Consider the following 13,571-nt stretch of genomic DNA (forward strand, 5'->3'; position numbering starts at 1 on the left):
GTGCCGTCCGCGTCGGTACGCCTCCTCCGCTCACTTCAGGTGCGTGGCCAGCGGCAGGTTCTGGCGGCGTATGTCCGTAGCCACCAGGCCCGCGACGCGCTGTGCGCCGTAGGTCTCGAAGTGTGTGTGGTCGTCGCAGAAGAACGCGCCCACGGGCCCCGAGCCGTAGTCGCCGTTGTTCGGGCAGAAACCCAGGCTGTTGTAGAGCGAGACGCTGAGCGACTGCAGGTCGATGACCGGCGCTCCGGTGGCCGCACCGGCGGCGAACGTCTCGGTCACGAAGCCGCGGTTCTTCGTCGCCGTGCCGCCGGAGCAGGTGATCGCGGCGACCGGGGTGAGCAGCACCGGGTGGGCGCCCCGGGCCAGGGCGGCCCGCGCCATCATGGTCGCCAGCTGCTGGTAGCGGGCCGTGCCGACGTGCCGGGGGCAGGTGCGGGAGGAGTCGTTGATGCCGAACTGGATGAACAGGTAGTCACCGGCCTTCATGCCGGTGGTCGCGTCCAGCATCCCTTGCCAGCGCGCCGAGTACGACGGGGAGTTGAGGACGCACTCGCCGTCGGAACCCATGGTGCCGCTCACGTTCGACTCGTACAGCCAGGTCTGGATGGAGCGGCCGGCCACCGCCTGGTTCCTGACGGTCACCTCGCCGTCGAACAGGGCGCCGAACCGGCTGCCCCAGCCGACCGGGCAACGGCCGCCGGGATTGGCCATGGTGGAGTCGCCGGCCAGCCAGACCGTGATCGGGGCCGCCGTGGCCGTGGCCGTGGCCGTGGACGTGGCGCGGGGGGCGCTCGCGCAGCCGGGTCCGGGCCGGGGGCCGTCGGCCGCCGAGGCGAGGCCGGTGCCCAGGCTCGACAGGGCCAACGCCAGGACGGTGCTGACGAGGATGCGTAAGGTCTTCATCGAGGCCCTCCGGGGCGTCAGGGACGCGTGGACGGCTGCGGCGAACCGGTCGCCGTACCGGCCGGCAGCAGCGGGCAGGTGGCCCGGTACTTCGAGACGCCGGACGGGTCGGCCAACGTCGGGCACAGGAACGGGGAGTAGCGGGCGTCCTGGTCCACGAACGTCTTCAGCCAGGGGATCAGGATCCGCATCTCCAGCGTGTTGGGCCGGGTGGGGAAGAGGTGATCCGCCCCGGCGAGCTGGAGGTACGCGCTCTTGGTCGTGGCCGGGAGGGTGGCGGACAGGCCGTCGAGGTAGGCCGGGGTGACCGTGGTGTCCGCCGTACCGCCCATGATCATCGTCGGTACCCGGTCGGCCGTCGGGTTGCCGGAGGGCTTGAACGGCGCCAGGGCGACGGCGGCCTTCAGCGACGGACGCCGCTCGGCCGCGACCAGCGCGCCGCCGCCGCCCATGGAGTGGCCCACCACCGACAGCCGGGCGGGGTCCACCCGGTCGCGTACCGGGCTCTTCTGGGTGAGGTAGTCCAACGCGGCCAGCAGTTGCGTGCCCCGGGCGGTGTCGAAGTCGGTGCGGCTGTTGGTCTCGACGCCGATCACGACGAAGCCGAACGAGGCCAGCCAGTGCCCCATCCACGCCTCCTCGTCGGCGAAGCGGGCGGTGTAGCCGGGCACGATCGCGACCGCGCCCCAGGTGCCCTGGCCGGTGTCGGTCGGGTAGTAGATCATGCCGCCGTTGAAGCCGTTGCCGGGCGGCACGGTCAGCTGGGCGGTGGCGAACGTTCCCCGGGTGGCCGAGACACTGGCGAGCGTGGGGTCCGGGCCCCGCTGGTACGGGCTGCCGGCGGTCGTCGCGAGGCCGGTGTGGTGCGGGCTGCCGACGGCTGTCGCCGGGGCCGTGTGGTGCGGGTTTCCGGCGGGCGTCGCCGAGGCCGTCGTCGCCGTGGTGGTGAGCAGTCCGAGGACCACCACAGACAGGACGGCGATCTGCCGCCACGACCTCCGGACCGGCAGGACCGGATGGACCGGCCGGACCGGATGGACCGGATGGACCGGCCGGGCGGCCCCGGATCCTGCTGACGCGTGGGCTTGTGCGGGTTCAACGGGCATGAGCGTGAGCCTCCTTGACCGACAAGGGAGCGCCTGGTGGGCGAGGCGTGAGAGCAGGGCGCGGCCCGAAGGGCTTGTGTGAGCGCTCCCGGAAGGTGGGGGGTGGGGGCGGGCGAGCGGGTACGAGCCGGTGTGCGGGAAGCCGGGCCGCAGCGCCTCAGGCAGTCTCCCGACGGTCCTCCGGCCCTGTCAATCGGGGGGCCAAGAGAAAGACACGCATCTGAACATTGCCGAACACGAACTCTGACAGAATCCTTGACCGGGGCATCAGGGGATCCCTAACCTCACACGCCGTGGGAGCGTTCCCATCCCGCGTGAGCGCATTGCCGTCCGAGCCCCCCACCCCTCGGAGGTCATCGTGACCGACGCACACCCGTCTGCCCGCCCCCCACAGCGCTCCCGGAGGACGAGACACCGGCTGACCGTCGGCCTGGCCGCCGCCACGCTGGCCGCCACCGCGCTCGCCGGACTGCCGGGGACCGCCCACGCGGCGACCGCGCGGCAGGTGGAACGCCTCGACCGGGGCCTGACCAGCGTCCACACCGGCGGCGGCAACCTGGTGTCCTGGCGCTGGCTCGCCACCGACCCGGACGACGTGGCGTTCAACGTCTACCGTGGCGGCACCAAGCTCAACTCCTCACCCGTGACCGCCTCGACGAACTACTTCGACCCCGGCGCCCCCGACTCGGCCGACTACACGGTGCGCGCGGTGGTGGGCGGCACCGAGCAGCCCGCCTCCGAGCACGCCCTCCAGTTCCGGCCCGGCCATCTCGACGTACCGCTCTCCCCGCCGGCCGGCGGCACCACCCCGGACGGCGTGGCGTACACCTACGAGGCCAACGACGCGAGCACCGGCGACCTCGACGGCGACGGCCGGCTCGACCTGGTCCTGAAGTGGCAGCCGACCAACGCCAAGGACAACTCCCAGTCCGGCTACACCGGCAACACCTACATCGACGGCATACGGCTGGACGGCACCCGGCTGTGGCGTATCGACCTGGGCCGCAACATCCGCTCCGGCGCGCACTACACCCAGTTCCAGGTGTACGACTACGACGGCGACGGCAGGGCCGAGGTGGCGATGAAGACCGCCGACGGCACCCGGGACGGCACCGGCGCGGTCATCGGCGACGTCTCCGCCGACCACCGCAACTCCGGCGGCTACATCCTGTCCGGGCCCGAGTACCTGACCATGTTCGACGGGCGGACCGGCAAGGCGATGCAGAGCGTCGACTACGTCCCCGCCCGCGGCACGGTCTCCTCCTGGGGCGACTCCTACGGCAACCGCGTCGACCGCTTCCTCGCCGGCACCGCCTACCTGGACGGCGCCCGCCCCTCCCTGATCATGGCGCGCGGCTACTACACCCGTACCGTCATCGCCGCCTGGGACTGGCGCGACGGTCGGTTCACCCGCCGCTGGACCTTCGACACCAACTCCTCCACCAACACCGGCAAGGGATACGACGGCCAGGGCAACCACTCCCTGTCCGTCGGGGACGTGGACGCCGACGGCAAGGACGAGATCGTCTACGGCGCGATGACCGTGGACGACAACGGCGCCGGCCTGTGGACCACGCGGCTGGGCCACGGCGACGCGGCCCACCTCGGCGACCTCGACCCCTCCCGGCCGGGCCTTGAGTACTTCAAGGTCGACGAGGACTCCGGCAAGCCGGGCTCCTGGATGGCCGACGCCCGCACCGGACAGATCCTGTGGCAGACGGCCTCCGGCTCCGACAACGGCCGGGGCGTCGCCGCCGACATCTACGCCGGCAGTCCGGGCGCCGAGGCGTGGTCGGCCTCCGACACCACCCTCCGCTCGGCGACCGGCGCGTCCCTGGGCCGGGAACCCTCCAGCGTCAACTTCCTGTCGTGGTGGGACGGCGACACCGTCCGCGAACTCCTCGACGGCACCCGCATCGACAAGTACGGCACCTCCGGCGACACCCGGCTGCTCACCGGCTCCGGGGTCTCCTCCAACAACGGCACCAAGTCCACGCCCGCCCTGTCCGGGGACCTCCTCGGCGACTGGCGCGAGGAGGTCGTCTGGCGCACCGCCGACAACCGTGCCCTGCGGATCTACTCGACCCCGCACCAGACCGGCACCAGGATCACCACCCTGCTCCACGACACCCAGTACCGCACGGCACTGGCCTCGCAGAACACCGCCTACAACCAGCCGCCCCACCCCGGCTTCTTCCTCGGCGCCAACATGCCCACCGCACCGCGTCCCACCGTCTACACGCCGTGAACGGCGGGCACGGGCGGACCCGCCGGGGGTCCACGGGACCGCTCGTGGTGAGACGGTGGTCAGCCGGGGGCGGGGCGGTCCCGGTGGGTCACGGCGTGAGGAGGGTCTTGATGGCGCGACGCTCTCCATGGCCCGGTAGCCCTCGCGGGGCCGCGCGGCCGGGATGCGTCACGTCTTCCAGGTAACCGGCTTTCCGGCGCCGCACTCCGCCGGCTGACCCGCACCTGCCTCGAATAAACGAACCGCACCCAAGCCCAACGGGACTTGTTTGTTAGCGCTGCAATAGTTAGCGTGTTAACTATGGAGGGTGTGCAGCGGGAAAGCACGTTGGAGCTGATGCGGTGGGTTGTGTGGGGGCAGCGACGCATCGCTGACGACTGGATACGGGAACGCGGCCTCACGCACGAGCAGAGTGCTGTGCTGGCGTACTTGTCGAAGAACCCGGATGCCATTCAGCGGGATGTCGCGCGGGCCATGCGCACCAGCGCGCCGAGCGTCTCGCGGCTCCTGGCCGGACTGGAGCGGCGGGGACTCGTAGAGCGCCAGACGCAGGAGGATGACACGCGAAGCCGTCGGGTGCATGTCACTCAAGCGGGCTCCGAACTGATCCAGGGTTTCGAAGAGGCCATGGACCGCGTCGAGGAGTCGATCCTCGCGCCGCTGGGCGCCGCAGAGCGGGCTCGACTCCATGCGCTGCTGGAACAGCTCGCCTCCCGGATCGAGCCACCCAGCACTCCCTGACCCGGCTCCACTGCTCCGCACGGCGGCCGGAAGCCCGCGGTCAGGACCGCGGGTTCATTCACCAGCAGTAAGGAACGCGTGTATGACTCACATCGCGATCATCGGTGCCGGTCTTGCGGGACTGACACTGGCGCGAACCCTGGCAGTTCATGGAATCCCGTCCACGGTGTACGAGGCGGAGACGTCCGATCGGGCCCGGAGTCAAGGCGGCATGCTCGACATCCATGAATACAACGGACAGCACGGGATCCGTGCCGCCGGTCTGATGGACGGCTTCCGTTCCCTCGTCCTCGAAGGCCGCCAGGCATCCCGCGACGTGGCGCCTGACGGCACCGTCCTGGCGGACCGACCCGATGACCCCGCCGGAGGCCGTCCCGAGGTGCAGCGTGGCGAGCTGCGACAGTTGCTGCTGGAATCCCTGCCTGCCGGGAGGGTCGTCTGGGGTCACAAGACGCGGAGCGTCCGGACCCTCGCCGACGGCCGTCACGAAGTGACCTTCGCCAACGGATCGACGATGGTCACCGACATCCTCGTCGGTGCCGACGGCGCCTGGTCGAAGGTCCGGCCGCTGCTCTCCGATGCCACGCCCGCCTATGCCGGACGCTCGATGGTCGAGACGTACCTGTACGAGAGCGACACCCGGCACCCCGCCACCCTGGCGCTGGTCGGCGGCGGGTCGATGACCGCCTACGACGAAACCACCCGCATCGGTCTCGGCGTGCACCGCGAGCGCGGGGACACCCTGCACTCCTACGCCATGTTCGACCAGCCGCTCGACTGGTTCGACGGCATCGACTTCGAAGACGGCCCCGTGGCCGCCCGCACCGTCGCGGCGATGTTCGAGGGGTGGGCGCCGGAGCTCGTCGCCCTGGTCGCGGACAGCGACATCCCGCCGGTTTTCCGCCCCCTGTACGGGCTGCCGATCGGGCACCGCTGGGACCATGTCCCTGGAGTCACACTCATCGGAGACGCCGCCCACCTGGCACCGCCGGACGGCGAAGGAGCGAACTGGGCGCTCTTCGACGCGGGCCGGCTCGGCAACGCCATCGCCGAACAGCCCGAGGACATCGACGCGGCCATCCGCGCCTACGAAGCCGAGCTCTTCCCACGGAACATCGACACCGCGACCGCCGCCGCGGCCTACTACCCCGACTTCCAGCCCTGCTGACCACGGCGACTCAGGCGGGCGGCGGGAGCCGTCCCGTGCACATGGATGCCGCGGCCTCCCCGTCCGACCCGCCTCATCGCACGTCGGACAGGGTGCCGCGGTACCGGCGAATCACATGTTGATCATGTGGCCGGCCAGGCCGTGGATGGCCTCCTTGACCGCCTCGCCGAGCGTCGGGTGCGCGTGCACGTTGCGGGCGACCTCGTGGACCGTCAGGTCCCACTGCTGGGCCAGGGTCAGCTCCGGAAGGAGCTCGGTGACCTCGGGGCCGATGAGGTGGGCGCCGAGCAGCTCGCCGTGCGTGCCGTCGCTGATGACCTTGACGAAGCCGACGGGGTGACCCAGGCCGTGCGCCTTGCCGTTCGCGGTGAAGGGGAACTTGGCCACCTTGACGTCGAAGCCCCGCTCGCGGGCCTGGGCCTCCGTCCAGCCGAAGCTCGCCACCTGGGGCTGGCAGTAGGTCGCCCGCGGAATCATGGTGTAGTCCAGCTCCATGGTCTCCGCGTCGGCGATAGTCTCCGCGGCCACCACGCCCATGGACTCGGCGGCGTGCGCCAGCATCAGCTTGGCGGTAACGTCACCGATCGCGAAGATGTGCGGCACGCTGGTGCGGCACCGGCCGTCGACGTCGATGGCGCCGCGCTCGGTGAGGCGGACCCCGGTGTTCTCCAGGCCGTAGCCCCGCACGTTCGGCGCGAAGCCGATGGCCTGGAGCACCTTGTCGGTCTCCAGCGTCCGGCGCTCGCCGTTCTTGTTGACGGTCACCCGCACCCGCGGGCCCGAATCGTCGATGCTCTCCACGGCCGTGCCGGTCAGCACCTCGATGCCGAGCTTGCGGTAGTGCTTCGCCAGCTCCTTGGAGATCTCCTCGTCCTCCAGCGGGACCATGCGGTCGAGGAACTCGACAATGGTGACGTCCACGCCGTAGCTGCGCAGCACATAGGCGAATTCCACACCGATGGCGCCGGCGCCCGCGATGACGATGCTGTCCGGCAGCGTCTCGCTGAGGATCTGGCTCTCGTAGGTGACCACGCGGTCCGACAGGGAGGTGCCGGGCAGCAGCCGGGGCGTGGCGCCGGCGGCGATGATGCAGTGGCCGAACGTCACCTCCTCCGTGCGCCCGTCCGGGGAGGACACCGTCAGGCTGTGGTCACCGGTGAAGACACCCCGCCCCTCGAACTGGGTGATGGCGTTCTTCTTCATCAGGTAGTGAACGCCCTTGACCCGGCCGTCGGCGACCTTGCGGCTGCGCTCGTGGGCGACCCGGTAATCCGCGGACACGCTGTCGCCCACGGTGATCCCGTACGCCTTGGCCTCGTTGGTGACGAACTGCACCATCTCGGCATTGCGCAGCAGCGCCTTGGAAGGGATGCAGCCGACGTTGAGGCAGACCCCTCCCCAGTACCGCTCCTCCACCACCGCGGTGGACAGGCCGAGTTGTGCGCTGCGGACCGCCGCGGTGTAGCCGCCCGGGCCCGCTCCTAGAACAACGACATCGAAATGTTGGCTCACAAAAAGTCGATCCTCGTCCGACCGTGGCTTCCCGCGCAACCCCTTCAGGTGCCGGGTGGTCCCGGAGACACACCCCCGGGACCGCGCGCCTTGCCTGTTCAGCTTCCGGCCGCCGGGTCCGTACGCCCCTCGAAGGCGGCCAGGATCCGCTCCGCCGCCAGCGTCGCCGTCAACTCCCCCTCCCGGACCCGGCGTTCCAGATCCGGCGCGGCCGCGCGGACCGCCGGATCGGCGTGCAGCCGGCCCAGCAGCTCGTCGCGGACCATCGCCCACACCCAGCCGACCTGCTGGTCCCGGCGCCTGTCCGCCAGCCGCCCGGTGCTCTCCAGCAGCCGGCGGTGCTGCTCCAGCCGCTCCCACACCGTGTCCAGACCGGCCGACTCCCGCGCGCTGCAGTGCAGCACCGGCGGCGTCCAGAAGGCGTCCTTGCCGTGCATCAGCCGCAGCGCGCCCGCCAGTTCCCGGGCCGCGGCCCGCGCGTCCCGCTCGTGCGGGCCGTCCGCCTTGTTCACGGCGATCACGTCGGCCAGCTCTAGGACGCCCTTCTTGATGCCCTGCAACTGATCGCCGGTGCGGGCCAGGGTGAGCAGCAGGAAGGAGTCGACCATGCCGGCGACCGCCGTCTCCGACTGGCCCACCCCGACGGTCTCCACCAGGACCACGTCGTAGCCGGCCGCCTCCATCACCACCATCGACTCCCGGGTGGCCTTGGCGACCCCGCCCAGCGTGCCCGCGCTGGGGGAGGGCCGCACAAAGGCCGCCGGATCCACCGCGAGCCGCTCCATCCGCGTCTTGTCACCGAGGATGGAGCCGCCCGTGCGGGTCGAGGACGGGTCGACGGCGAGCACCGCGACCCGGTGGCCCAGCGAGGTCAGCATCGTGCCGAACGCGTCGATGAACGTCGACTTGCCGACACCGGGCACCCCGCTCACCCCGATCCGCCGCGCCCGGCCGCTGTGCGGCAGCAACTCGGTCAGCAGCCGCTGCGCCAGCTCCCGGTGCTGTGGCCGGGTGGACTCCACGAGCGTGATGGCACGGGCCACCAGGGCCCGCTTCCCGTCGAGCACACCCTTCACATACGTGTCGAGATCGATCGCTGCCATCGGCTTACAGCTCGTGACCCAGGTCGGCCGCCAGCCGCTTCACCAGGTCGTGGGCCGCGTCCGGGATCACCGTCCCGGGAAGGAACACCTCCGCCGCGCCCATCTCCCGCAGGGTCGGCACGTCCTGCGGCGGGATCACCCCGCCCACCACGATCATGATGTCCTCGCGGCCCTCCTCGGCCAGCTTCTCGCGCAGCGCCGGCACCAGCGTGAGGTGCCCGGCGGCCAGCGAGGACACCCCGACCACGTGCACATCCGCCTCGACCGCCTGCCGGGCGACCTCCTCGGGCGTCTGGAACAGCGGGCCGACGTCCACGTCGAAACCGAGGTCGGCGAAGGCGGTCGCGATCACCTTCTGGCCGCGGTCGTGGCCGTCCTGGCCCATCTTCGCGACCAGGATGCGCGGCCGGCGCCCCTCGGCCTCCTCGAACGCCTCCACCAGGGCCCGGGTGCGGTCCACCGACGCCGACTGTCCTGCCTCGTTGCGGTACACACCGGAGATCGTACGGATCTGCCCGGCGTGCCGCCCGTACACCTTCTCCAGGGCGTCGGAGATCTCGCCGACCGTCGCCTTGGCGCGGGCCGCGCGCACCGCCAGCTCCAGCAGGTTGTCCGTGCCGTCGGCCGCCCGGGTCAGCGCGTCCAGCGCGTCCCGGCAGGCGGTCTCGTCCCGCTCCGCCCGCAGCCGCCGCAGCTTCTCGATCTGCTGGGCGCGCACGGAGGAGTTGTCGACCTTCAGCACCTCGATCTGTTCGTCGCTGTCCACCCGGTACTTGTTCACGCCGATCACCGGCTGCCGGCCGGAGTCGATGCGGGCCTGGGTACGGGCCGCAGCCTCCTCCACGCGGAGCTTCGGGATGCCGGCGTCGATGGCCTGCGCCATGCCGCCCGCCCGCTCGACCTCCTGGATGTGCGCCCACGCCTTGCGGGCCAGGTCGTACGTCAGCCGCTCCACGTACGCGCTGCCGCCCCACGGGTCGATCACCCGGGTGGTGCCCGACTCCTGCTGGATCAGCAGCTGGGTGTTGCGGGCGATGCGCGCCGAGAAGTCGGTCGGCAGCGCCAGCGCCTCGTCGAGCGCGTTGGTGTGCAGCGACTGGGTGTGGCCCTGGGTGGCCGCCATCGCCTCCACACAGGTGCGGGTGACGTTGTTGAACACGTCCTGAGCGGTCAGCGACCAGCCCGAGGTCTGCGAATGGGTGCGCAGCGACAGCGACTTGGGGTTCTGCGGGTCGAACTGCCTCACCAGCTTCGCCCACAGCAGCCGGGCCGCCCGCAGCTTGGCGACCTCCATGAAGAAGTTCATGCCGATCGCCCAGAAGAACGACAGCCGGGGCGCGAACGCGTCCACGTCCAGGCCGGCCTCCCGCCCCGCCCGGATGTACTCCACACCGTCCGCGAGGGTGTACGCCAGCTCCAGGTCGGCCGTCGCACCCGCCTCCTGGATGTGGTAGCCGGAGATGGAGATGGAGTTGTAGCGCGGCATCCGCTGCGAGGTGTACGCGAAGATGTCGGAGATGATCCGCATCGACGGCTTCGGCGGATAGATGTAGGTGTTGCGGACCATGAACTCCTTCAGAATGTCGTTCTGAATGGTCCCGGCCAGCTTCTCGGGCGGTACGCCCTGCTCCTCCGCCGCCACGATGTACAGCGCCAGCACCGGCAGCACCGCGCCGTTCATCGTCATCGACACGGTCATCTTGTCCAGCGGGATGCCGTCGAACAGCTGCCGCATGTCGTAGATCGAGTCGATGGCCACGCCCGCCATGCCGACGTCACCGGTCACCCGCGGGTGGTCGCTGTCGTAACCCCGGTGCGTGGGCAGGTCGAAGGCGACCGACAAACCCTTCTGACCGGCCGCCAGATTGCGCCGGTAGAACGCGTTGGACTCCTCGGCGGTGGAGAAGCCCGCGTACTGCCGGATCGTCCAGGGCTGGTTGACGTACATCGTCGGGTACGGGCCGCGCAGATACGGCGCGATGCCCGGGTAGGTGCCCAGGAAGTCCAGGCCCTCCAGATCGCGTCCGGTGTACAGCGGCTTGACCCCGATGCCCTCCGGGGTCTCCCACACCGATTCCGCGTCCCCGGTGGCCCGCCGCAGCGCCGCGCGCCACTCGTCCTCGGTGCCGCCCGTGACCGGGGTGCCCAGCTCGATGCCGGAGAAGTCGGGGATTCCCATCAGGACACTCCCATGCGGTCGAGGGTCGCGGACAGCACATCCACGGCGTCACAGCCCGCGAAGACGTACGAGTCGATGCCGGGGTACTCGCCCCGGCCCGCCAGGAACACATGCCGGGCCCCGGCCGCGCGCAGCGACTCGGCCACCTGCCCGGCCTGTTCGGCGTAGAGCGCGTCGCTGGAGCACACCACGGCCTCGGTGGCGCCGCTGCCGGCGAAGCCGCCCTCGGTGACCGGCTCGATACCGCCGGCCTGGAAGAGGTTGGCGGCGAAGGCCGCACGCGCGGTGTACTCGGCCGGGGAACCGATCGTGGCCAGATAGATCCGGGGCCGGGCGCCGGTCTTCGCCAGATGGGCGTCGGAGCGGGCGCGCAGCTCCTCGTACGCCTCGTCCCGGCGCACCCGGGGCAGCCCGCCCGAGGGCGGCTCGGGGGCGGCCGGCCGCTCGACCGGCTTCTCGGCCAGCAGCGGGAACTCGCTGACCCCGGTGATGGGTTCGCGGCGCCTGGCGAGCCGCTTGGAGCGCTCCGCCCAGGTCGTGGCGAGGTCGGTGCGCAGCCGGCCGGAGCGCAGCACGGCCGCCTGGCCGCCGTCGCGCTCGACGGACCGGAAGTACCCCCAGGCGGCCTCGGCCAGGTCGGCGGTCAGCCGCTCCACGTACCAGGAGCCGCCCGCCGGGTCGACGACCCGGGCCAGATGGGACTCCTCGATCAGGATGGCGGAGGTGTTGCGGGCGATCCGCCGGGCGAACGCGTCGGGCAGCCCCAGCGCGTGGTCGAACGGCAGCACCGTCACCGCGTCCGCGCCACCCACCCCGGCGGCCAGCGCCGCGACCGTGGTGCGGAGCATGTTCACCCACGGGTCGCGTCGGGTCATCATCACCGGCGAGGTCACCACGTGCTGCGTCTGCGCGCCCGCCCCGGGCGCCCCGCACACCTCGGCGACCCGCGCCCACAGCCGGCGCGCCGCGCGCAGCTTGGCGATGGTCAGGAACTGGTCGGTGGTCGCCGCGTACCGGAACTCCAGCTGGGCGAGGGCCTGTTCGACGCCGAGCCCGGCCTCGGTCAGCTCCCGCAGATAGGCCACACCCGTGGCCAGCGAGGCACCCAGCTCCTGCGCGGCCGAGCCGCCCGCCTCGTGGTACGGCAGCGCGTCCACGGTCAGCGCGCGCAGCCCCGGGTACCCCTCGGCGCAGCGCACGGCCAGTTCGGCGTACGGCGCGAAGGGCAGCGCGGTGCCGGTACGGGCCTCGTACCCGAGCGGGTCGCCGCCCAGGTTGCCGCGCACCGCCCCGGCGTCCACGCCCTTGTCGGCGTACAGCCGCAGCAGGGCCTCGGCGGCCCGCCCGGTGTCCCGGCCGGCGTCCAGCACGACAGGGGCCAGGTCGAGGTACACGCCGTGGAGAGCGCGGCCCAGCTCCGTGACCGGGATGCCGCCCTCGCCCAGCACCAGCCAGAGCGAGGTGCCGCCGTTCTCCAGGTCGGCGAGCACCGCGTCCGCCGGGCCGTCGCCGAGCGCCGTGTGCCGCTGGCGCACGTCCCAGCCGCTCGGGCCGGTGCCTCCCGGGCGGCCACCCCGCACGAAGGGGGCGAAGCCCGGCAGGCCGGGGTCGGGCGCGCCGTCGCGCGCGGTGTACAGGGGGCGGGTGCGCAGCCCGTCCTCCAGCGTCGTGGACAGGGCGTCTTCCGCTGCCTCGCCGGACAGTTCCCCGCCTGACCTGCGCAGTACGCCCTCCACCAGGCGTTGCCACTGCTCGTGTGTCGCGTCGGGGAACTCGGCGGCCAGGGAGAGCCCGTCGTCAGGCAGGACCGTCATGGTGCGGATGCTAGGGCAGGGCGCTCAAACGGGGGTGAAGCACGGGCTGTGAGGTTTCTCTTCTTGCGAGGGTGATCTGTGCCATCCCCAGGGGTCGGAGGGCGCCGCCCGGGCGTTGCCGGGGCGCCGGCGGCTGCGGACGGTGACCCCGGCGGCCCGGGCCGATCCAGTGAAACCGCGGAATGAAGCGGACTGAACGGTGCTTATGCCGCGAACCGCGACCGGGAGGGCCGGATGTCCCGGTCGCGCATCGTGTCGCTGTTGGGCCGAACGGGTGACTTGGCGTAAGAATTGGCTGGTGCAATTGGTCGCGAGTCAGGTCAGGGGGAGCCGGTGAGCCGTTACGACGTCACCGATGAACAGTGGGAAGGGCTCGCCCAGGTCGTGCCGTTGCGGGGCCGGGACTCCTGGCCGTCCGCGGTGAACCACCGCTCGCTGCCCGACGCCGAGACCGAGACCCGGCGCCGGTTCGTGGTCCTGCGCGTCAACGTCTTCGCGGACGCCCGGGAAGTCGCCGAGACCCTGATGGCCGGGGTACCGGTACTGCTCGACCTGTCCGGCGCGGAGGGTGAGGTCGCGAAGCGCGTCCTCGACTTCAGCACCGGCGTCGTCTTCGGCCTGGGCAGCGGGATGCACCGTGTCGACCGCAACGTCTTCCTCCTCACGCCGCCCGGCACGGAGGTCAGCGGCCTGATGGAGGGCGCGGGGCTGTCGGGGACCTGACGGCGCCGAGCGCCGTGCCCGCCCCCCCGTTCGGGGGAACGTTCCCATGGGAAAACGGTTCGGCGGGGAAGTGG

General features: G+C 71.5%; 10 protein-coding genes. 4 read left to right on the forward strand and 6 right to left on the reverse strand.

Going from position 1 to position 13,571, the window contains the following annotated elements; genetic code table 11:
* Positions 1–30 precede the first annotated feature (30 nt).
* Both ABD350_RS10590 and ABD350_RS10595 read right to left on the reverse strand, forming a co-directional pair.
* The gene (locus ABD350_RS10590; RefSeq protein ID WP_344347617.1) at positions 31–903 is read right to left on the reverse strand and encodes a GDSL-type esterase/lipase family protein; all 873 of its coding nucleotides are present in this window, start codon (positions 901–903) and stop codon (positions 31–33) included.
* A gap of 17 nt (positions 904–920) precedes the next feature.
* Positions 921–2,009, reverse strand: a complete 1,089-nt coding sequence (locus tag ABD350_RS10595; RefSeq protein WP_344347618.1) for a dienelactone hydrolase family protein — start codon at positions 2,007–2,009, stop codon at positions 921–923.
* Positions 2,010–2,367: 358 nt separating this feature from the next.
* On the opposite strand from ABD350_RS10595, the gene ABD350_RS10600 reads away from it, so the two are divergent.
* The 3 genes from ABD350_RS10600 (at position 2,368) to ABD350_RS10610 (ending at position 6,166) form a co-directional block, all read left to right on the forward strand.
* Positions 2,368–4,257 carry a rhamnogalacturonan lyase gene (locus ABD350_RS10600; RefSeq protein WP_382466724.1) on the forward strand — a complete coding sequence of 630 codons (1,890 nt, stop codon included), beginning with the start codon at positions 2,368–2,370 and terminating at the stop codon, positions 4,255–4,257.
* Positions 4,258–4,557: 300 nt separating this feature from the next.
* Positions 4,558–4,998, forward strand: coding sequence for a MarR family winged helix-turn-helix transcriptional regulator (locus tag ABD350_RS10605; RefSeq protein WP_344347619.1), 441 nt, complete (start codon positions 4,558–4,560; stop codon positions 4,996–4,998).
* An 82-nt stretch (positions 4,999–5,080) separates the two neighbouring features.
* Positions 5,081–6,166, forward strand: a complete 1,086-nt coding sequence (locus tag ABD350_RS10610; RefSeq protein WP_344347620.1) for an FAD-dependent oxidoreductase — start codon at positions 5,081–5,083, stop codon at positions 6,164–6,166.
* 111 nt (positions 6,167–6,277) lie between these two features.
* Here ABD350_RS10610 and lpdA read toward each other — a convergent pair whose 3' ends face one another.
* From lpdA to ABD350_RS10630, 4 genes are all read right to left on the reverse strand, one after another.
* Positions 6,278–7,678 (reverse strand): dihydrolipoyl dehydrogenase, encoded by a 1,401-nt coding sequence (gene lpdA, locus ABD350_RS10615; protein WP_344347622.1) that lies wholly within the window; start codon positions 7,676–7,678, stop codon positions 6,278–6,280.
* 98 nt (positions 7,679–7,776) lie between these two features.
* Positions 7,777–8,781 carry a methylmalonyl Co-A mutase-associated GTPase MeaB gene (meaB, locus tag ABD350_RS10620; protein ID WP_344347624.1) on the reverse strand — a complete coding sequence of 335 codons (1,005 nt, stop codon included), beginning with the start codon at positions 8,779–8,781 and terminating at the stop codon, positions 7,777–7,779.
* Between the two features lie 4 nt (positions 8,782–8,785).
* Positions 8,786–10,960, reverse strand: coding sequence for a methylmalonyl-CoA mutase (gene scpA, locus ABD350_RS10625; protein ID WP_344347625.1), 2,175 nt, complete (start codon positions 10,958–10,960; stop codon positions 8,786–8,788).
* Positions 10,960–12,774 carry a methylmalonyl-CoA mutase family protein gene (locus ABD350_RS10630; protein ID WP_344347627.1) on the reverse strand — a complete coding sequence of 605 codons (1,815 nt, stop codon included), beginning with the start codon at positions 12,772–12,774 and terminating at the stop codon, positions 10,960–10,962. Before ABD350_RS10630 ends, scpA begins: the two co-directional genes overlap by 1 nt.
* A 333-nt stretch (positions 12,775–13,107) precedes the next feature.
* On the opposite strand from ABD350_RS10630, the gene ABD350_RS10635 reads away from it, so the two are divergent.
* Positions 13,108–13,497 (forward strand): cell division protein SepF, encoded by a 390-nt coding sequence (locus ABD350_RS10635; protein WP_344347628.1) that lies wholly within the window; start codon positions 13,108–13,110, stop codon positions 13,495–13,497.
* Positions 13,498–13,571 lie beyond the last annotated feature (74 nt).

It is taken from the genome of Streptomyces nogalater (assembly GCF_039532885.1).
Lineage (GTDB): Bacteria > Actinomycetota > Actinomycetes > Streptomycetales > Streptomycetaceae > Streptomyces > Streptomyces nogalater.

Bases quoted from the DNA above. Each gene is read 5' to 3' on its own strand.
- ABD350_RS10590 (WP_344347617.1), bottom strand. From the start codon at position 903: ATGAAGACCTTACGCATCCTCGTCAGCACCGTCCTGGCGTTGGCCCTG.
- ABD350_RS10595 (WP_344347618.1), bottom strand. From the start codon at position 2,009: ATGCCCGTTGAACCCGCACAAGCCCACGCGTCAGCAGGATCCGGGGCC.
- ABD350_RS10610 (WP_344347620.1), top strand. From the start codon at position 5,081: ATGACTCACATCGCGATCATCGGTGCCGGTCTTGCGGGACTGACACTG.
- scpA (WP_344347625.1), bottom strand. From the start codon at position 10,960: ATGGGAATCCCCGACTTCTCCGGCATCGAGCTGGGCACCCCGGTCACG.
- ABD350_RS10630 (WP_344347627.1), bottom strand. From the start codon at position 12,774: ATGACGGTCCTGCCTGACGACGGGCTCTCCCTGGCCGCCGAGTTCCCC.
- ABD350_RS10605 (WP_344347619.1), top strand. From the start codon at position 4,558: ATGGAGGGTGTGCAGCGGGAAAGCACGTTGGAGCTGATGCGGTGGGTT.
- meaB (WP_344347624.1), bottom strand. From the start codon at position 8,781: ATGGCAGCGATCGATCTCGACACGTATGTGAAGGGTGTGCTCGACGGG.